This window comes from Nocardia sp. CC213A (assembly GCF_030766805.1).
GTDB lineage: Bacteria > Actinomycetota > Actinomycetes > Mycobacteriales > Mycobacteriaceae > Nocardia > Nocardia otitidiscaviarum.
The window spans coordinates 205,281-224,321 of record NZ_JASFXA010000005.1 but is presented as its reverse complement, the minus strand read 5'-3'; the positions used below and the strand labels follow the sequence as shown (position 1 = coordinate 224,321).

At 68.8% G+C, this 19,041-nt stretch carries 17 protein-coding genes and 6 tRNA genes; 10 read left to right on the top strand and 13 right to left on the bottom strand.

Annotation, left to right across the window (positions count from 1 at the left end; genetic code table 11):
- Positions 1–27 precede the first annotated feature (27 nt).
- Complete coding sequence (locus QJS31_RS11850) at positions 28–447, top strand: VOC family protein (RefSeq protein ID WP_306356690.1); 420 nt, start codon at positions 28–30, stop codon at positions 445–447.
- 101 nt (positions 448–548) lie between these two features.
- Here the strand turns inward: QJS31_RS11850 and QJS31_RS11845 are convergent, their stop codons facing one another.
- Positions 549–1,796, bottom strand: coding sequence for a TMEM143 family protein (locus QJS31_RS11845; RefSeq protein ID WP_282779943.1), 1,248 nt, complete (start codon positions 1,794–1,796; stop codon positions 549–551).
- A gap of 413 nt (positions 1,797–2,209) precedes the next feature.
- On the opposite strand from QJS31_RS11845, the gene QJS31_RS11840 reads away from it, so the two are divergent.
- Positions 2,210–2,656: a hypothetical protein gene (locus QJS31_RS11840; RefSeq protein ID WP_282779945.1), complete on the top strand. Its 447-nt coding sequence runs from the start codon at positions 2,210–2,212 to the stop codon at positions 2,654–2,656.
- Positions 2,657–3,114: 458 nt separating this feature from the next.
- A complete protein-coding gene (locus QJS31_RS11835; RefSeq protein ID WP_282779947.1) occupies positions 3,115–4,128 on the top strand; it encodes a helix-turn-helix transcriptional regulator in 1,014 nt (337 codons plus the stop codon).
- A 5-nt stretch (positions 4,129–4,133) separates the two neighbouring features.
- Here QJS31_RS11835 and QJS31_RS11830 read toward each other — a convergent pair whose 3' ends face one another.
- The 5 genes from QJS31_RS11830 to QJS31_RS11810 all read right to left on the bottom strand — a co-directional run bounded on the left by QJS31_RS11830 (position 4,134) and on the right by QJS31_RS11810 (position 7,660).
- Positions 4,134–6,515, bottom strand: a complete 2,382-nt coding sequence (locus QJS31_RS11830; RefSeq protein WP_282779949.1) for an excinuclease ABC subunit UvrA — start codon at positions 6,513–6,515, stop codon at positions 4,134–4,136.
- 37 nt (positions 6,516–6,552) lie between these two features.
- Positions 6,553–6,966, bottom strand: a complete 414-nt coding sequence (locus QJS31_RS11825) for a VOC family protein (protein ID WP_282779951.1) — start codon at positions 6,964–6,966, stop codon at positions 6,553–6,555.
- Between the two features lie 14 nt (positions 6,967–6,980).
- On the bottom strand, positions 6,981–7,418 hold the full coding sequence (locus tag QJS31_RS11820) for a helix-turn-helix transcriptional regulator (protein WP_282779952.1): 438 nt from the start codon (positions 7,416–7,418) through the stop codon (positions 6,981–6,983).
- Positions 7,419–7,502: 84 nt separating this feature from the next.
- Positions 7,503–7,574: transfer RNA gene (locus tag QJS31_RS11815), tRNA-Val, on the bottom strand.
- A 13-nt stretch (positions 7,575–7,587) separates the two neighbouring features.
- A tRNA-Gly gene (locus QJS31_RS11810) sits at positions 7,588–7,660 on the bottom strand.
- 227 nt (positions 7,661–7,887) lie between these two features.
- On the opposite strand from QJS31_RS11810, the gene QJS31_RS11805 reads away from it, so the two are divergent.
- Both QJS31_RS11805 and QJS31_RS11800 read left to right on the top strand, forming a co-directional pair.
- On the top strand, positions 7,888–9,969 hold the full coding sequence (locus tag QJS31_RS11805) for a hypothetical protein (RefSeq protein WP_306356689.1): 2,082 nt from the start codon (positions 7,888–7,890) through the stop codon (positions 9,967–9,969).
- Between the two features lie 51 nt (positions 9,970–10,020).
- Positions 10,021–10,767 (top strand): SDR family NAD(P)-dependent oxidoreductase, encoded by a 747-nt coding sequence (locus tag QJS31_RS11800; protein ID WP_306356688.1) that lies wholly within the window; start codon positions 10,021–10,023, stop codon positions 10,765–10,767.
- 1 nt (position 10,768) lies between these two features.
- Here QJS31_RS11800 and QJS31_RS11795 read toward each other — a convergent pair whose 3' ends face one another.
- Both QJS31_RS11795 and QJS31_RS11790 read right to left on the bottom strand, forming a co-directional pair.
- A complete protein-coding gene (locus QJS31_RS11795) occupies positions 10,769–10,966 on the bottom strand; it encodes a hypothetical protein (RefSeq protein ID WP_306356687.1) in 198 nt (65 codons plus the stop codon).
- 225 nt (positions 10,967–11,191) lie between these two features.
- Positions 11,192–11,869 carry a TetR/AcrR family transcriptional regulator gene (locus QJS31_RS11790; RefSeq protein ID WP_306356686.1) on the bottom strand — a complete coding sequence of 226 codons (678 nt, stop codon included), beginning with the start codon at positions 11,867–11,869 and terminating at the stop codon, positions 11,192–11,194.
- 149 nt (positions 11,870–12,018) lie between these two features.
- Between QJS31_RS11790 and QJS31_RS11785 the strand changes: the two genes are divergently transcribed.
- Positions 12,019–13,104: a trans-acting enoyl reductase family protein gene (locus QJS31_RS11785; protein WP_306356685.1), complete on the top strand. Its 1,086-nt coding sequence runs from the start codon at positions 12,019–12,021 to the stop codon at positions 13,102–13,104.
- A gap of 55 nt (positions 13,105–13,159) precedes the next feature.
- On the opposite strand, the gene QJS31_RS11780 is transcribed toward QJS31_RS11785, so the two are convergent.
- The 3 genes from QJS31_RS11780 to QJS31_RS11770 all read right to left on the bottom strand — a co-directional run bounded on the left by QJS31_RS11780 (position 13,160) and on the right by QJS31_RS11770 (position 13,425).
- Positions 13,160–13,234, bottom strand: a tRNA-Val gene (locus QJS31_RS11780).
- A gap of 24 nt (positions 13,235–13,258) precedes the next feature.
- Positions 13,259–13,329, bottom strand: a tRNA-Cys gene (locus QJS31_RS11775).
- 23 nt (positions 13,330–13,352) lie between these two features.
- A tRNA-Gly gene (locus QJS31_RS11770) sits at positions 13,353–13,425 on the bottom strand.
- Positions 13,426–13,808: 383 nt separating this feature from the next.
- Here QJS31_RS11770 and QJS31_RS11765 point away from each other — a divergent pair.
- Together QJS31_RS11765 and QJS31_RS11760 are read left to right on the top strand one after the other, a co-directional pair.
- A tRNA-Val gene (locus tag QJS31_RS11765) sits at positions 13,809–13,880 on the top strand.
- A gap of 92 nt (positions 13,881–13,972) precedes the next feature.
- Entirely contained in the window at positions 13,973–14,329 is a 357-nt protein-coding gene (locus QJS31_RS11760; protein WP_306356684.1) for a hypothetical protein, read from the top strand.
- 1 nt (position 14,330) lies between these two features.
- Here QJS31_RS11760 and QJS31_RS11755 read toward each other — a convergent pair whose 3' ends face one another.
- On the bottom strand, positions 14,331–14,681 hold the full coding sequence (locus QJS31_RS11755; protein WP_039819129.1) for a cupin domain-containing protein: 351 nt from the start codon (positions 14,679–14,681) through the stop codon (positions 14,331–14,333).
- 5 nt (positions 14,682–14,686) lie between these two features.
- Positions 14,687–15,055: a nuclear transport factor 2 family protein gene (locus tag QJS31_RS11750; protein WP_282785158.1), complete on the bottom strand. Its 369-nt coding sequence runs from the start codon at positions 15,053–15,055 to the stop codon at positions 14,687–14,689.
- 146 nt (positions 15,056–15,201) lie between these two features.
- Between QJS31_RS11750 and QJS31_RS11745 the strand changes: the two genes are divergently transcribed.
- Positions 15,202–18,618, top strand: a complete 3,417-nt coding sequence (locus tag QJS31_RS11745) for an AAA family ATPase (protein ID WP_306356683.1) — start codon at positions 15,202–15,204, stop codon at positions 18,616–18,618.
- Positions 18,602–19,033, top strand: coding sequence for an SRPBCC family protein (locus tag QJS31_RS11740; protein ID WP_282785160.1), 432 nt, complete (start codon positions 18,602–18,604; stop codon positions 19,031–19,033). Before QJS31_RS11745 ends, QJS31_RS11740 begins: the two co-directional genes overlap by 17 nt.
- Positions 19,034–19,041 lie beyond the last annotated feature (8 nt).

Genomic DNA, 19,041 nt, shown 5'->3' with positions numbered 1-19,041 from the left:
TCGGTGCCCGGCGCTAGGGTACGGCCCATGGGATACGAATTTCAGGTGGTCGTCGATTGCGCCGATCCGCACACCCAGGCCGACTGGTGGGCGGAGGCGCTGGGGTGGGAGGTCGAACCCCAGGACGAGGACTTCATTCGCACCATGGTCGCGCAGGGGCATGCCTCGGCGGACGACACCACGACGCATCGGGGAAAGCTGGTCTGGAAGATCGGGACGGCCATTCGGCATCCGGAGCGGCCCCGGGTGCTGTTCCAGCTCGTACCCGAGGCCAAGACGGTGAAGAACCGACTACACCTCGATATCCGGGTGGGGGACGAGCGGCGAGCGGCCGAGGTGGAGCGGCTGACCGAACTCGGCGCGAAGCCGCTGCACGAGGGGCGGCAGGGGCCGTTCGCCTGGGTCACCATGGCCGACCCCGAGGACAACGAGTTCTGCGTGGCCTGAACTCCGCGGCCCGGGCCTCCGGGGCCTGAATTCTGGGCTGCCCGGGAGATCCGGGCTGCCCGACCGATGTCGGAAGGCCCGACCGAGACCCGCTCGTTCACCTATCGGTTCTGTGTGCCCGGTGTGCCCGACGCTGGCGTGTGGAAGCGAAACAGATTGTCCCAGCGATGATCCAACCGCTGTTTCGCCTCCGGCAGTGACACCACCCCGAGGGCTCCACCCTCGCCCTCGGTGAGCAACTCCAGCTCCCGCAGTTTGCGCAGCCCGTCGGAGACCTCGTAGTCGAAGGTGGTCCGCCAGTGCTTGCGGAACCACTCCTCGATGCGCCGGTCCAGTTCCGCCGCGGTCAGCGGGCGCTCGGCGGTGCTCAGGAAGTGATAGGCGAGCAGCGCCTCCTTGACCTCCGAATCCTCCGCCGCCCCCAGCAGGTGGTGGAAGACGCCCGCGTCATTGTCCAGATTGCGGAAGTAGAGGTGCTCCGACAGCGTCTTCATGAGCTTGATCTTGCGGTTCTTGAACTTGGAGAATTGGCGCACCAGATATCCGCCGAAGGCCGCCAGTCCGGCCCCGAGCGTGACCAGCGCGGTCTGATCGAGCGTGACCGATTCGTCGCGGAGTCCGAGCCAGAAGGCCAGCAGCAGCACCAGCAGTCCCATCGAGGCGATCAGCTTGGTGACCACGACGATGATCCCGGAGACCACCGCGGGCACCCCGATGAGCAGTTTGTCCAGCGGTCGCATACGTACGCGCACGCTCGGATACAGCATCTCCAGATCATTGCGCGGCACATCCTGGAACAGTTTCAACAGCACACCGCCGGAGGGCTGCCCGTCGTCGGCCTGCTCGCGCTCGGTGAACGCGATATACACCAGCACCTTGGCGTAGCTGGTGAATTCGACCGTGCGCCGCCGCAACCCGTACAGCGACTTCACCCGTTCGGTTTTGCGTGCCTCGCCGCGCCGGAAGAACAGCACCGTGTCGATATTCTCGTCCTCCACCTCCAGCCGCACCTTCACCAGCGACTGTTCGGCGAAGGCCCGCTCGATCTCGGCCTCGTCGATGCGCGTGAAATTGGCCGCCTCCGCCAGTGCGATGAGCTCCCGCTCCACCCGCTGCCGCGCCGCCGCCCGCTCCGGCGGGGTCGCGGTCCGAATCACCCGCATATCCTCGGCCGGATCGACCAGCTGATACGCGTCCAGCACCGCATCGCCGCGCTCGTGGAACGAGTAGTGGACCAGGGCCGCCAGTAATCGGGCGAACTCCAGGAAGGACTCCCGCTCGGTCTCGGGCACCTCGTCGGCGCACAGCGAGATGACCGCGCTCTTGCGAAACGGCAGAAAGTGTTCCATCGGCAACTCCTCTCGGCGGGCGCACCCGTCGGCTTCAACCCTAGGGGGCGGCCCCCGCCTCCCGTGCGGGACCGGTGACCGCGAAACGGCTTCGAGCGCACCGGTGTGCGCACCGGTCGGGTCCGTCTGGGGTGCGGGCGGTTTGCCGCGTCGCGGCCCGTTTTGCGGAATCTCCGGCGCGCCGGTGCCCGAATAGCTGTCGTGGACGCCCGCGGTGCCCGTTCTCGGCGGCGAACCCGCTCGGCTCGCGCCCGATCCCGCGCCGCGACGGCGCCGACGACCTGCGCCGCGACGGCCGCCGCAATCGGTCAGGAATCGAGAAGCGCTGCTCTCCGGGCCATAGCTAGCGTCGACTTCGGAACATCCGCCCGCGAGTGCCGCGGCGGCGTGGCTCGAACGGAGAGGAGACCACCATGACCAGGAGTATCCGGATCAGGCAGGCACACCGGTGGCTAGCCGTCACCTTCGTGGCGACCACCGTCGTCACCGTGATCGGATTGGCGGTGGGCGGCCCCGAATGGCTGTCCTACCTGCCGCTGCCGCCGCTCGCCGTACTGGCGTTCTCCGGTCTGTACCTGCTGGTGTCGTCGTATACGAGCGCCCGTCGCGGTGCCGCGCCGCGCCCGGTCGGCTGGGTGCGGGGACAGCGGGTGCGGCAGGCGCACCGCTGGTCGGCGGTCGTTTTCACGGTGACCGTGCTCGCCACCTTCGTCGCCCTCGCGCCGGAGGAACCCATCGTATGGGTCTCCTACCTGCCGCTGATCCCGCTGGCAGCCCTGCTCGTCACCGGGTCCACCATGCTGGTGCGATGGTGGCGCGCCCGCTCGGTCCCGCTCCAGAACGCGAACCGACAGACGTAGCACGACCTCCCGGAGATCGAATCCGAGTTCGGCGGCGCGTAGCGTGGCCGTCTCCATGGCGAGCTCGGCGTCCACCGCCGTGGGATCGCTGAGTGTCTCGTCGACAACCATGGCGCTGATCGCCTGTTCGCGTGACAGGGCGAAGCCTGGCAGCCAACTCACCGTCCACCTACCCGGCTCGGTCTCCCGGGCGAACTCGGGTGTTCGGTCACTGCTTATCAGCGGCCCGATTATCCGGAGTGTCATCGTATTTCACCTCTCGCGTAGGTGCTCGATTCGACGGTACGAGCGATGAATTACCCCGATCAATCGAAATGACTGCTGTCACTTGCCATTTGCCCGACCAGTTCGACCCCGCCCGGGCATCGGTGTGAATCATGGGATGTCTGGTGGCATTTCGTGGCACGAACTAGGCTGACATGACACACCCTGGGCGGCACGGGCAGGGGAGGGGCGCGATGCTGGCGAATCCGGAGGGCGACGCCATCGGCGACGTGGTCCGCCGTCTGCGCAAGGACCGGGGTTTCACCCAGGCGACCCTGGCGGCCAAGGTCGGATGTTCGCGCAGCCTCATCCAGCAGATCGAGAACGGTTCCCGGATACCGCAGCTGTCGCTGCGCGAACGGCTCAGCCTGGCGCTGGGTGCGGCGCTGCCCGCACCCGGACGCGCAGCCACCGCCCGGGCCGTCGACAATCGGCACGACGCGCTGCGTATGCGCTTCAACGTGCTCCTCGGCGAGGATGTCGAAGCCGTCGAACGGGGTCTGCGCCTGACTCGGAGCCTGATCGAGGCCGCTCGCGCGGGGGCGGCCTGTCAGCCCCTGCGCGAGATCGCCGAACGTCAACTCGAACGCGCGGAAGACGTGCTCGCGCAGGTGCCCTCGCACAGCGCCATGGTGTGGGAGTGGAATACGGTGAGCGACTGGAGCGCCATCGTCACCCACGCCACCCGTTCGGTGCGTATCATCCACTCCGCGACACTCGGTTCCATCGGCGGTGACGTCGGCGAGGACTACCACGACGTCCTGCTGCACCTGGCGAGCCGCACCGGTTCCGCCCGGGTGGACATCCGGCGCATGTACGTCCTGGACGATGTCGCCGACGTCTGGCCCTACGCGGACAAGCTCTGGCGGCTGGTGCGTGCCGGGGTCGAGAATGTCGTGGTCAAGCGCGAGCACGCCAGCAATGCCTCCGGCCTGCTGCTGGTCGACGACCGCTACGTGGTGGCGGGCGAATACGACTATGCCCGCGAAACCCGGGTCGCCAGCCGCATTTCGGGCCTCGAACACGATGTGCGCTTCGCCGAGCGCCGGTTCGAACGGCTCTACCGGCTCAAGGGCACCCGCTCGGCCTTCGTGGTGAACGCGCTGATGCTGCGACCACCGCTCGCCGACTTCGAGGACCTCGACGACGGGAACTGTCGCACCCTGTTCCGTGAGGTCCTCGAAGCTGCATGGGAGCAGCTGCCCTGACGGGGTCAGGCTCCCACGTACTCCGCGAGGTGCTGACCGGTCAGTGTGGAGCGGTTGGCCACCAGATCGGCGGGCGTGCCCTCGAAGACGATCGTGCCGCCGTCGTGGCCCGCGCCCGGTCCGAGGTCGATGATCCAGTCGGCGTGCGCCATCACCGCTTGGTGATGCTCGATGACGATCACCGACTTGCCGGATTCCACCAGCTTGTCGAGCAGTCCGAGCAGCTGCTCCACATCGGCGAGATGCAGGCCGGTGGTGGGCTCGTCGAGGACGTACACCCCACCCTTGTCGGCCATGTGGGTGGCCAGCTTGAGCCGCTGCCGCTCACCGCCGGACAGTGTGGTCAGCGGCTGCCCGATGGTCAGATAACCGAGCCCGACATCGGCGAGCCGCCGCAGGATCGCATGCGCGGCAGGGGTTTTGGCCTCGCCGTCGCCGAAGAATTCCACGGCCTCGGTCACCGGCATGGCCAGCACCTCGCTGATGTCCTTGCCGCCCAGGGTGTATTCGAGCACCTCCGCCATGAACCGCTTGCCCTCGCACACCTCACAGGTGGTGGCGACCCCGGCCATGATGCCCAGATCGGAGTAGACCACGCCCGCGCCGTTGCAATTCGGGCACGCGCCTTCGGAATTGGAGCTGAACAGTGCGGGCTTGACGCCGTTGGCCTTCGCGAACGCCTTGCGGATCGGCTCCAGCAGCCCGGTGTAGGTCGCCGGATTGCTGCGCCGCGAACCGCGAATGGGCGTCTGGTCCACCGCCACCACGCCGTCGGAGCCGGGAATGGAGCCGTGGATCAGCGAACTCTTGCCGGATCCGGCCACGCCGGTGACTACACAGAGCACGCCGAGCGGGACATCGACGGAGACATCGCGCAGATTGTTGGTCTTGGCATGGCGAATCTTCCACGCCCCGTTCGGTTCCCGTACCTCGCTCTTGAGCGTGGCGCGGTCGTCGAAGTGCCGCCCGGTAATGGTCCCGCTGGTGCGCAGCTTGTCGACGGTGCCCTCGAAGCAGATGGCGCCGCCCGCCGCACCCGCGCCCGGACCGAGGTCCACCACATGGTCGCCGATGGCGATGGTCTCCGGCTTGTGCTCGACGACCAGGACCGTATTGCCCTTGTCCCGCAGTCGCAGCAGCAGATCGTTCATGCGCTGGATGTCGTGCGGATGCAGTCCGGCGGTGGGTTCGTCGAACACATAGGTGACATCGGTGAGCGAGGAGCCGAGGTGGCGAATCATCTTGACGCGCTGCGCCTCACCGCCCGACAGCGTGCCCGAGGGCCGGTTCAGCGACAGATAGCCGAGCCCGATCTCCACGAACGAGTCGAGCGTGTGCCGCAGCGCGTCCAGCAGCGGCTGCACCGACGGTTCCCGCAGTCCGCCGACCCATTCGGCGAGATCGCTGATCTGCATGGCGCACGCGTCGGCGATATTGACCTTGCCGATCTTCGACGAGCGCGCCTCGGCGCTGAGCCGGGTGCCGTCGCAGTCCGGACAGGTCTGGAAGGTCACCGCCCGTTCCACGAACGCGCGCACATGCGACTGCAAGGAGTCGACGTCCTTGGCCAGCATGGTCTTGCGCATTTTGGTGATGATGCCCTCGTAGGTGAGGTTGATGCCCTCGACCTTGATCTTGGTGGGCTCCTTGTAGAGCAGATCGTTGAGTTCACGCTTGGTGAACTTCCTGATCGGTTTGTCCATATCGAAGAATCCGGAGCCGCTGAAGATGCGGCCGTACCAGCCGTCCATGCTGTAGCCCGGGACGGTCAGCGCGCCCCCGTTGAGCGATTTGCTGTCGTCGTAGAGCTGGGTCAGGTCGATGTCGTTGACCGACCCGCGCCCCTCGCAGCGCGGGCACATCCCGCCGGTGATGCTGAAGCTGCGCCGCTCCCGGACCTGCTGGCCGCCCTTCTCCACCGTGACCGCGCCCGCCCCGCTGATGGAGGCCACATTGAAGGAGAACGCCTGCGGGGAACCGATATGCGGTTTGCCGAGTCGGCTGAACAGAATGCGCAGCATGGCATTGGCGTCGGTGGCGGTACCGACCGTGGAGCGGGGGTCGGAGCCCATCCGCTCCTGGTCGACGATGATGGCGGTGGTCAGACCGTCCAGCACGTCCACGTCAGGTCGCGCCTGGGTCGGCATGAAGCCCTGGATGAAGGTGCTGTAGGTCTCGTTGATGAGCCGCCGCGACTCCGCGGCGATGGTGTCGAACACCAGCGAGCTCTTGCCCGAGCCCGATACGCCGGTGAACACGGTCAACCGGCGCTTGGGGATCTCGACGCTGACGTCCTTCAGGTTGTTCTCCCGCGCGCCGACCACCCGGATCAGATCGTGGGTGTCGGCCGCGTGCGCGGGCGACCGCGTGTCCGTCTTCTTGGCCATAGCTCGTGGTGTCTTCCTCTTGTTCGTCGGACGGCTCTCAGTCCAGCTGCTTGATGCGGACCATATTGCCCGCGGGGTCGCGGAAGGCGCAGTCCCGAACCCCGTACGGCTGGTCGGTCGGTTCCTGCACCACCTCGGCGGCGTCGCTGGCCTGCAATTTCTCGAAGACGCCGTCGAGGTCGCGGGTGGCCAGATTGATCCCGGCGTAGGTGCCCTTGGCCATCATCTCGGCGATGACGCGCCGCTCGTCGTCGGTGATGCCGGGATCGGCGGCCGGGGGATGCAGCACGATCGCGACATCGGGCTGACCGGCCGGGCCGACGGTGATCCAGCGCATGCCCTCGTAGCCGACGTCGTTGCGGACCTCGAAGCCGAGGGTGTCCCGGTAGAACGCCAGCGCGGCGTCCGGATCGTCCTGGGGCAGATAGGAGGCATTGATGCTGATGTCCATGCTGATCACGGTAGTTACCGGCCGCCGGTCGAGGCTTCTCGATTCCTGATCGGTCTGGTGATCTGCTTGGCCACGCAGGCCGGGATGCCGGCCGCCTCGTTCGCGGCCTCCCGCTTGTACACGCTGGGCGGCATTCCGACCAGTTCGGTGAACCGGGTGCTGAACGTGCCCAGCGAGGAGCACCCCACCTCGAAGCAGACCTCGGTGACGCTCAGATCGCCGCGCCGCAGCAGCGCCATGGCGCGTTCGATCCGCCGCGTCATCAGATACGAGTAGGGCGACTCGCCGTAGGCGGCCCGGAACCGGCGGCTGAGATGTCCCGCCGACATGTGCGCGTCCCGGGCGAGTCGTTCGACATCCAGGGGTTGGGCGTACTCCCGGTCGATCCGGTCCCGGACGCGCCGCAATACCGCGAGGTCGCGTAGCCGCTGCTGCTCGGGTCTGCTGGTCACTCCGCAGATCGTCCCATATCGCCGGATCGGCGGGGTGCGCTGGCGTGGCGCGTGTTGCGGCAGCGACGTCCGTGACCACTTCGGTGCGCGATACTGGGATTGAACCAGTGACCTCTTCCGTGTCAGGGAAGCGCTCTCCCGCTGAGCTAATCGCGCGGGACCCCCACAGAGCGGATGACGGGATTCGAACCCGCGACCCTCACCTTGGCAAGGTGATGCGCTACCAGCTGCGCTACATCCGCACGTCCGGTGGCTTTCGGCTCCGGCTCGCGAGGAAGAACCATAGCCACAACACCGTGAAGACTCCAAATCGGGCTGGTCTGCGGCCCCTCGACCGGGTATTTCGTGCGTTTGTGCCCGTTTGTCCGTTGTGGCACAGTCGGTTCCCGAAGCAGGGTGGTGTGAAGGGAGGGGCGGCTCGGGGATGGCATCGGACCCGTCGCAGCCAACAGGGCAGGGATTCTTCTCGGTGACCGGCACGTCCGGTGACGTCTACTTCGTCGCGGGTGACCCGTACGGCACGGCGGGCGGGCGGTCGCGGCTGTTCCGGTGCCGCGACCGACACGGCCGCGAACGCGTCTACAAGCTGTACGGTACGGCCGTCACCGATGCGCACGCCATCGGATGGGCGGCCCGCGCAGCGCATTTCGGCCGCGAGATCGTGCTCCCGGCGGAACGACGCGGGGGAGTGGCGGCCACCCCCGAGAGCTCGATCGGCTGGCCGCTCGACCTGGTCCGACGCGACGGGGACCTGCTGGGCGCGATCCTGCCGCTGACCCCCGGCGAATTCCTCGAACCCGACGGATCGCCGCTGACCCTGCACCGGCTGTGCCTGGCCGGACAACAACCGCCGGACGCGTATTACCGTGTCGCCGTGGCGATTCGGATCTGCGAGATCGCCACCGCGCTCGAGGAGCGCGATCTCGTCCACGGTGCGCTGTTCCCGCGGAATCTGCTCTGGAGCCGTTTTCAGCCGCACGTCTACCTGCTCGAATGCGATGGCCTGCGGTACGGGCGGGTGTCCGCCCCCGAGGGTATCCTGCTCGAGAAGTGGTGCGATCCAAGGCTTCTCACCGGCACGATCGCGGGACCCGACCGCTTCAGCGACCGGTTCGGTGTGGCCGCGCTGCTGTACCGCTGCCTCTTTCTCGCCACGGACGCTCCCGCTCGCGTCCGCGGCGGCTGGCGGGGGCCGTCGAGCTTCCCGTCCGAACTCGACCCCCGCCTGCGCTCGCTGTTCGACCGAGCCTTCATCGACCCCGCCGCCTCCGACGACCGTCCCCGCGCCAGTGAGTGGCTGGACGCACTCCAGGACACCTATCTGCTGGGCGACGGCTCGTTCTACAACCAAGCCGCGGTGGCGGTGCTCGACCGGCACACCCAGCGCTGTCGCACGGAGGATGCCGTGGGCACGGTCGACGCGGGATCGTCCGCGGGGGAGGTTTCCGATCGGACCGCCCGTGCCGGACGATCCGACGGGTCCGCCGCTCGCGATGTGGGCGCGGGCGCTGACCCGATGGCCGGCACGACCGCCACCGCTGCTGTCACCACGACCGCACGGCAGGCCGGGGCGGGCGCGGCCACCACGCGGGTCGTGGATTCCCCGAGGATCGATGCGACGCGTGGCCCGGCCGCGTCCGATGAGTCGCACGATCCGGGCGCGGTCGATGGTCCGCACGATCCGACTACGCCTGCCGCGCCACGCGTTCCAGCCGCGCCACGCGATCCGTTCGCGGCCGACGAGCCATACGGTTCGTCCGCGGCGCGCTCACCGCTGGAACCCGCCTGGCCGGTGGACCCGCATCGGCCCGCGCCGACACCCGCTGTGGCCCCGATGAATACCGGCTCTCGCCTCGCGGCGGTGCTGGCCGTGGTCGCACTGGCCGTCGCGGGCATCGCGCTCGTCGCCGTCACCCTGCGCGATACCACCGCGCCCGACCTGGCATCATCGGCCACCAGTCAGCAGGCCCTCGCCCCCGAGGCCCGCGCTTCGGCCACCACGGCCCCGGCGTTCGACTGGGGCACGCTGCACTCGGCCACCACCGACACCACCCCGTTCACGTCGGAAGCGCTCCTGCCGCACTCCTTCCGCGACGCCATGAACGTCGAGTACACGTTGCGCGCGGGCGGTGTCCAGGACTGCATCACCACGGAGATGTCGCAGAATGTCAAAGACATTCTGGCGCAGTACAACTGCACCCACATGGTCGCGGGCTCCTACGTCGACCACTCCAATCAGATCCTGGTCTCGGTGAACGTGCTCGCCCTGCCCACCAGCTCCGCCGCCGACAGCCTCTACGAGACCATGAAGGGCCAGATCCAGGACTGGGCGGTCTGGTGCCCGCAGCAGGGCCCCGGCGCATCGGTCTGCGACAGCTACATCGGTGCCGCCACCCGCAGTGGCTGGGGCTCCAAGAGCTACCGTTACGTCTACAAATCCACGGCCCTCTACATCAACCTGACCGAGGACACCGATATCACCGACTGGCTCGACGCCGCCGCCGAGGCCGCTGTCTCCGAGGCGGGGCCGGAGAACTACTGGCCCCGCTGACCCGAGCGCACCGTATTGGCTGACGGTCCGCCCGCCTGACAGGGTGGGGCCATGGTGAACGAGAGTCGTGGCGTGTTGGTGACGGGTGCTTCGCGGGGGATCGGCCGGGCGGTGGCGTCGGCCTTCGCCGCGCAGGGCGACCAGGTGGCGGTGCACTACTCCGCGCGTCGCGAGGACGCGGAGGCGACGCTGCGGCACCTGCCCGGGGAGGGACACACGCTGATCGGCGGTGACCTCGGCACGGCCGACGGCGCCGAGGCGATCGTGACGGCGGCGGTCGAGGCGCTCGGCACGGTGCACGTGCTGGTCAACAATGCGGCCGTGAATATCGCCCACCCGCTGGCGGAGACGGATTACGCGGACTGGCAGCGGATCTGGCGGCAGACCGTGGACGTGAACCTGCTCGGCACCGCGAATGTGTCGTACCAGGTGGCTCGGCACATGATCGATCGCGGTATCGCCGGGACCATTGTGAACATCGGTTCCCGCGGGGCCTTCCGCGGCGAACCCGACCACCCGGCCTACGGTGCCAGCAAGGCGGCCGTGCACGCGCTCGGACAGTCGCTGGCGGTGTCACTGGCCCCGCACGGTATCCGCGTGGCCTCGGTCGCTCCGGGTTTCGTCGCCACCGAGCGCGTCGCCGACCGGGTCACCGACGCGGTACGGGCGCAGAGCCCCTTCGGCCGCGTCGGCACCCCGGATGAAATCGCTTCCGCTGTCCGCTATCTCGCCTCGCCGGATGCCGCGTGGACCTCCGGCGCGGTACTGGACGTCAACGGAGCGTCCTACCTGCGCTGAGCTAGCGCTTGTCCCGCAGTCCCAGGTCATGCGCCTTCGCCCGCACCGCCCCGAGGACGAGATGTCCGCTCTCGGTGATCAGTTCCTGCACCTCGGCGGCGGTCCGGCTCGCGGCGTCGGCCCCGACCCTGGACAGCCGCCGACCGCTGCGCCGCCCCACCCGGGACAGCTCCCGCGCCAACTCCCCGAACCCGCTCATCGAATCCGCACCTCCATTATCGAGCTGGTGAACGAGTGTTCCCTCACGGCTGATGGCCGCATGATCGAACAACCTCCACCAGTAGAAACATTCGCCATGTCAACGCATGTTGAGAGTACGTCTGTTCACTGCTCGGTGCCAACCAGGCGATGAGTGGCGGGGCAACCGGAGTCGCGTGGGCAGCCGGGGCGGCGGCCGGTCATTCGTGCGACGGGTCCGCCGGAATCAGTTCGCGGCCTCGCGATGTCGTATCAGCGGCACTCCCGACAGGCCCTGTGCGCACAGTTTCGCCGTCAGGTCGATCGCGTGGGACTTGGGAATCGGCCGGTCGGTGTCGAGCCACTGCCGCGCGGTGAACCGGCAGATTCCCACCAGGCCGGCCGCCAGCACGCGGACCCGAGCCACATCCGCCCCGAGGTCGCGGGTCAACAGCCCCGCGACCGCCATGACACAGTTGTCGATGGCGTGGTCGACGCGCACGCGCACCTCCGGCTCGCTCGGCACCTCGGTTTCGAACACCATGCGGAACCCGTCGGGGTCGCTGTCGATGAAATCGAAGTAGACCGCGACCGCGGACCGGGTGCGGGTCCGATTGTCGCCGGGAGCGGTCAGCGCGGAGCGAATGTCGTCGACCAATCGGTCCAGTCGCGACTGGATCACCGCGAGGTACAGGTCGATCTTGCTCGGAAAGTGTTTGTACACGGTGGGTTTGCTTATCCCCGCGTCGTCGGCGATCTCGTCCATCTGGGCCGCGTGGTACCCGCGACGGCCGAAGATCCCGGACGCCGCCGCCAGCACCCGCAGGCGCTGCGCCGCCCGCTCCGCCCGCTGATCCGCACCGAGGCGCGGACGGTCCTGCCCGTGCGGCGGCCCAGCGCACTCCCTGCTCACCGACTGTGTCATCTCACCTCCGCAAACGCACCGACCTCGCCTATCGGCATCCGTGAGAGCCTGGCGGCATTGTTGGCGACATGTCAACAAGATGTGAGCAATCTGTCGCAGCGTGCTAGACATGCACCCTGGACGCCGAACGGAAAAGCAGGTGGCAGCCGATGCCGAAGATCGTCGTGTTCGGGGCGACCGGGTACACCGGACGCCTGACCGCCGAAGCCCTGATCGCACAGGGTGATTCACCGGTGCTGGCCGGACGTGATGCTGCCGCGCTGGCGACGCTCGCCGCAGAACTCGGCGGCGCGGCGACCGCCGTCGCCGATGTCGCCGACCCCGCCGCGGTGACCGCCCTGCTCGAGCGTGGCGACGTGCTCGTGACGACGGTCGGGCCGTTCCTGCGCTACGGCAGTCCGGCCCTGGCCGCCGCGCTGGCCGCCGGAGCCCACTACCTCGACTCCACCGGCGAGGGCCCGTTCGTCCGCACCGTGTTCGACCACGACGAGCAGGCCCGCGCCGCGGGGGTGGCACTGCTGACCGCGCTCGGATTCGATTACGTCCCAGGCAATCTGGCCGCCGGACTGGCGCTGCGTGATGCCCCCTCGGCGGTGCGCGTCGACGTCGGCTACTTCATGGACGGCCCCGTCACCAGCGGTGGCACTCGCGCCTCGGTGGCCGGGATGCTCTTCGAGCGCGCCTTCGCCCTGCGCGACGGCAAGGTCGTCACCGAACCCGCCGCCGCGCACCTGCGCGACTTCGACGTCGCTGGAAAACCCCGCACCGCCGTCTCCATTCCCGGCTCCGAGCACTTCGCCCTGCCGCGCACCCACCCGAACCTGCGCTCGATCGACGTCTTCCTCGGCCTGCCGCCGGTCGCCGCCCACGGCCTGCGGATCGGTTCGAGACTCGCCGCCACCGCGGCGCGACTACCGCCGCTGAAACACGGACTCGAATCCGCACTGGCGCGAATCGTCAAGGGCTCCACCGGAGGCCCCGACGCCCGCACCCGCGCCCGCACCCGCGGCTGGGCCGTCGCCGAAGCCTACGACGCCTCCGACCACCTCCTGGCCTCGGTCACCCTCACCGGCGGCGACCCCTACGAATTCACCGCCCACCTGCTGGCCTGGGCCGCACACGCGGCCCTGAACGGCGGCCTGCTCACCACCGGCGCTCTGGGCCCGGTCGAGGCATTCGGCCTGGACGCCTTGCACGCCGCCGTCGACGAAGCCGGTTGGACCCGCATGGGCTGATGGGTGCACGACAGCAGAAAGGCCCGGTGAAAACCGGGCCTGATCTGGTATTTCTTGGTGCGCGATACTGGGATTGAACCAGTGACCTCTTCCGTGTCAGGGAAGCGCTCTCCCGCTGAGCTAATCGCGCGAGTCTTGTCTCTTCACGAAGAAGAGGCGGCGACGGGAATCGAACCCGTGTGCACGGCTTTGCAGGCCGTTGCCTCACCACTCGGCCACACCGCCAAGCAGGCCGTGTTGGCCTCTCGAGCGGATGACGGGATTCGAACCCGCGACCCTCACCTTGGCAAGGTGATGCGCTACCAGCTGCGCTACATCCGCATGTCACCTCGGGCGCCTCTCGGCTGTCCCGCTGACGAGAGAGAACATTAGCCGACAATCGGCGTCGGCAACAAATCGCCTGGTAGGAGGGGGTGAAACCGAACTACACAGGTGTAGTTCACACGCCCGCAAACGCGCCGCCACACGGTGCTCGCCCACCCGGTGTCCGGCGGTCACCGAACCATGCGAGGCTCCCCCCATCGCACCGCCGGTCGCCCTACCGGCGACACCCCGGGCGAGTCCCCTGCCGCCCCGGTCGAACCCACCTTTTATGCCCATATGCACGCGATTTGGTGTGACGCCGGGGGAGCGTGTTAATGTTCTGTCTCGTTCGGAGCGGCACGAAAAAGCCGAGACGAACAGCCGCTCCGGCGGCGAGCTACGGTTCTATAGCTCAGTGGGAGAGCACTCGCCTCACACGCGAGGGGTCGCTGGTTCGAACCCAGCTAGAACCACCCTAGAAGAAGCCGCAGGTCACTGACCTGCGGCTTCTTCTGTTCTCTGGCGGCGATGCGAAGCCGGTGTCCTCGCGCTGTACCGCACCCGCGTGGCGGAGGCGGGGCAGTGGAACGCGCTGGCGCCGTGGGACGGGTCGCGCACCGCGAGCGGTTCGCATCCGCGCCCCGGCCCGATCGCCGGTACCGGCCGGATTCGCGTCGCCACCTATGGGATGCACGGCAGGCCGACGAACTCGGACCGCGTAGCGACGCGGGCGCGCCCGCCGAACGGTGGGCAGCCGAGGCGCGCATTCTGCTCGATCGGCCAGACCCCGTGGCCGACGGCCAAGCCCTCGTGCCGGACCGTGGTATGCCTGTTCCGGCGTGACACCGCCCGGCGGTCCAATGACTCCGACAATGCTCCCGGCGGCCCGCCCGCCTGGGCGCGGGTCGTCGAGATCGGTTGAGCTACTTGGCGTAATCGCTCGCGCCCCACCAGTCGACGAGGATCACCTCCTCGTCGCCGACCACCCAGGCGTCGTGCCCGGAGGGCAGTGCGGTGACCTGTCCGGGCCCGGCGTCGAATTCGGTGCCGTCGGCCATCTGAATGTGGATCGTGCCCGCCACGTGGTATTGGAAGTGCGGGGCCAGGCACCAGTCCGTGCCCGCGACCGGCTTGACATGCTCGGACCACCGCCAGCCGGGTCGCAGGACGAGCCTGCCGATTTCCCGGCCGCCGACCTTCAGGATCTCGGCCCGGCCGTATTCGAAGGCGCGCACCTCGTCGGGTGCGGCGAAATCACGATGTTCGGTGTTCATCACGCTCACTGATCCCATGCTTGGACGCCGGTCTCCCGGATGATGTGGCCGTCGGCGAGATCCAGGGTGGCCGCGCACAGCACCCGGGTGCCGTCCGGGTACCGGCAGGACTCGAAGAAGTTCACCGTCACCCCGTCGGTGACGGCGTGCTGGATCTCATGTGTCATCTCCCGCCCGCACACATCGTCCAGATAGGCCCCGATCTGGTCGCGGCCGCGCAGGACGAGCGGGTGGCTCGGCGGATTGTTCTGGTCGATGAGCCGGATCTCCGCGTCCTCGGCGTAGAGCGCGCGCAATCCCGCCGCATCGCGCTCCTCGATGCTGCGGCGGAATTCGTCGAGATCGAATCCCCGGGCGGCTTCGGTGCTGCTCATGATGCCCCTCTTCTTGGTGTTATCGCTGGCGGAGAAAGTGTGCGCGGCTTCCGTCAAATGCCCGTCAACCCCGGTCCGGCAGCACGTCGGGGGTTGCCAGCGCGGTGCCGGGAGCAGAGACTGAAGTCTCGCGGAGAGGCTGCGCGATGCTGCGGATACAGGTCCTCGGCCCACTGCGGGTCGAACTCGACGGAAGATCGGTGGAACTGCCGGATCGGCGGCAACGCGTGTGTGCCCTGCTGGCCTGGCTCGCCGTCCACCCCGGCCCGCATCACCGTTCGCGCCTGGCGGGCGAGTTCTGGCCGGAGGTCCCGGAAGCCAATGCGCGAGCCAGCCTCCGCAGCGCGGTGTGGGCGTTGCGAGCCGCCCTGGGTCCGGCGGGCGTTTGCCTCGAAGCGGACCGCGACACCGTGCGCCTCGGCGGCGACCCATGGGTTGACCTCGCGGAGTTCGATCGTTTGGCTGCCTCCGGTGATTGCGTCGCGGCTGTGGACCTGTGCCGTGGCGAACTGCTGGCCGGATGGCACGAGGACTGGGTCCTCGAGCTGCGCACCGAGCACGCTCGTCGGCTGGCCGCGGCGCTGGGCGACCTGGCCGCTCGCGCCGAGGCCGGTATCAGGACCGGGCCTGTGACCGGGACCAGGGATGAATCCGGGACCGAGACAGAGCCCGGGGCCGAGGGAAGTGTGCGAGCCGCCATCGGCTGGGCCCGTCGGCGTGTCGACCTCGACCCGGCGAACGAATGCGCCGGACGGGAGCTGATCCGGCTCCTCTGCCTCGCCGGGGACGAGCAGGGTGCGATAGCGGCCTACGCACGTCTGCGACGGGCATTGAGCACGGAACTGGACTTGCGCCCCTCCGCCGAGACGACAGCCCTCATCCACCGGCTCCGTCCACACGAACCGGTGCTCGCCCCGTGGACCACGCCTGTGCAGCCTCGGCCGGAGTTCATCGGCCGCGCTCGTGAACTGGAGCGACTGCGAAAGTGTCTGGCACGCACCGAAACCGGCCTCGGCCTAGTCGCCACCATCACGGGCGAGGGCGGCATAGGCAAGACAGCGCTGACCGAGGAGATACTGGACGCCGCAGCACATCACGGCGCCCGGACCGCGGGCGGTGCGGCCGGTGGCCCCGGCGGAATGCCCTTCGAGGTGTGGTCGGGACTGTTGACCGACCTGCTCGCCGCTACCGGCCCGCTACCGTCGGACGCACCCTGGGCCGCCGATCTGGCCCGCTTGGTCCCCGCCGTAGCACCCCGAGCTCCCGCCGTCGGACCGGAGCACGATCGCATCCGCCTGTTCGAAGCGGTGATCGCCCTGCTGGGCACCCTGTCCGCGCGCCACCCGCTGGCGCTCGCCCTGGAGGACCTGCACCTCGCCGACCCCTCCAGTCTGGACCTCCTGGGCTACGTGACCCGTCGAATCACCCGCCTGCCAATTCTTTTCGTCCTCACTCGCCGTCGTCTCCCGCCGAGCCCGCGCGCCGAGGCAGTACTGGGCGCACTCCGCGCGAAGGGCGCCCTGGCGGCCGAAATAGAGCTGGGACCAATGGATTCCGCTGAGATCCGCGCCCTAGCGCAGCTCACCGCGGCCCGGACCGCGACCGGGATGCCCGCCGCCCACACTCGGGTCGAATCGATCGCCGCGACAGGCCCCGCCGAGACGACGGCCTACCGGACTCCCACCGAGCCGGCCACGGTAATCGCTGTGGCTGAGCTGTCCTCCGCACCTGATCCGGCTGAGCGGGGTGGCGCGCTGAGCCCGGCGCAGCTGGCGGGTGTCGTCGCGGTGGCGGGTGGCAGCCCGCTGCTCGCTGTGGCTGCCGCGCGGCAGTTCGTCCTCGGCAACGAAGGTTTCGCCACGGATCTGCGTGCTGCGACTCGGGCGGAGTTGGCGCGATTGAGCGGGTCCGCTCGGCTGTTCGTGGAGCTGGTGGCGGTGGCCGGGCACGATGTGGGTCGCGCGGAGATCGTGCGCCTGCCCGCGCTGGGCGATGCGGATCGCGCTGCCACCGAGGCCCTGGGGTCGGGGCTGTTACGAATTCGGGAGGGAGCCATCGGGTTTCGGCATGAGCGGCTGCGGGTGGCGGTGTACGAGGATATCGCCGAACCGCTGCGGGCCCGGATGCACGAGGATCTGGCCGCCGCGTTGCGGGTACGGGGCGTGCCGGGCACACGGCGGGCTGCCGAGATCGCGGGACATCTGCGCAAGGCCGGTCGTGATGATCTGGCGGTCGGCCACCTTGTCCACGCGGCCGCCGAAGCCCGTGCGATGGCGGCACTCGCCGAGGCTGCCGGCTTTCTCCGTGAGGCACTCGAGGTGGAGCCAGACAATCCTGACGCGTTGATCGAATTGGGTGAGGTGGAGGCGTGGCGCGGGCGATTGGATGCCTCCGATGCCGCGTTCGACCGGGCGCTGCGGCTTCTCTCGCCGCAGGACACCGGCGCGCTGGTCGCCGCCTGGCTACGGCGCGGAATGTGGTTGCGCGGCGGTATCTGTCATCCGCGTGAGTCGCGGCGTTCCTACCGCGCGGCACTGGATCTGCTCGAGCGCGAACCGGATCCGGATCCCACCATCCGGGCCGCGGTGCTGGCGGGACTGGCGTGGGCCGAATCGGTGGCTGGCGACCCGGGTGCGGTCGCCGAACTGCTCAGGGCGGTGGGCGAGCTCACGGAGGGGAGAGCCATCGGTGACCTGCTCTCCCATGACGTGGAGATCGCACGCGCGCACGCTCTGCTGCGTGCCGGTCGGTTCACCGAGAGTTTCGGCCCGCTGCTGGACGCGGCGGCCGCGGCGGACCGGGCGGGGCGACCCGATCTGGCGTACAGCTGCCTGATCAATGCGGCGGGTGCGGCGGCGTGTGCCGGAAAGTTCGAGCGGGCACTGGATTTCGCCGATCGGTGCCTGTCGCTGGTGGTGCCGAACGACCTGCTGCGACTGGTCGTCTATACCCAGTCCGGTCGCTGCGCGCTGCTGCTACGGCTCGACCGGATGCCTGAAGCCCGTGCGGCGCTGGACGGTGCGGCGGCGGCAGCGGAACGTCTCGGTAGCGCGGACCTGGCGGGACTTGTGCTGCACGATCGGGGACTGCTGGCTCAGGCGTGCGGGGATCCGGACGAGGCCATCGCCCAGTTCCGGCGGGCGCTGAATTCCGACGCGCCGATCAGCCGAGCGCTGACCAGGCTACGCTGCGCCGAAATGCTCACCCGCACGGGAGATCTCACGGCGGCGGAGAAAGAGCTCCGTGAGGTCGCCCTGGAACCCGTGACGGCGGGCGACTTTCCGGACCTCCTGGTGGCGCGGATGCAGCGCATCCAGGGCCTGATCGCCCTCGCCCGTGATGATCGGGGGCTGGCCGTGACGCGCCTGCGGCAGGCGAAGCGTGCCTGGCGGCGGCGCGTGGATGCGGGAAGCCTTACCGGGGAACGCTATTCGGCGGCCATCGTCGATCTGGGCCGTCCACCGCTGGCCGCCTTCGTGGAGCCCGAACGTGAGCTCGCCCTCGTGCTCGCGGACCTGTCATCCTTCGACGCTGCCGGGAGCGACCATGCCGAGCTTCGATGACCACGCGCACAGCGCCGCCGCTCCAGAGGATGTCTGGCAGCTGCTCTACGACCCCGGCCGGTTCCCCGAATGGTGGGCGGGCATCGGATCCGTCGATCCCGCACCGGATACCCAGCCGGACCGATACACCATGTACCCCGACGGCTATCCCGACTTCCCGATGCCCCAGACGCTGCGCACCGACCGGCACGACCGCCGCGTGATCATATCCTGTCTGATCTCGGACCTGCGCTTCGAGTGGCGCCTGGTGCCCGCACCTTCCGGCACCGACATACACGTCCACGTCGAGCTGCCGGACACCGAGGCCGCCCGGCTGGAGACCCAGCGAAGGATCGTCCGGGATTCGGTGTCCGCCTTGGCCGCACTCGCGGCAGGCGGGCACCACTCCGCCGGGTCTGCCTCGCCGCGCGCCTAGCGTTGCGT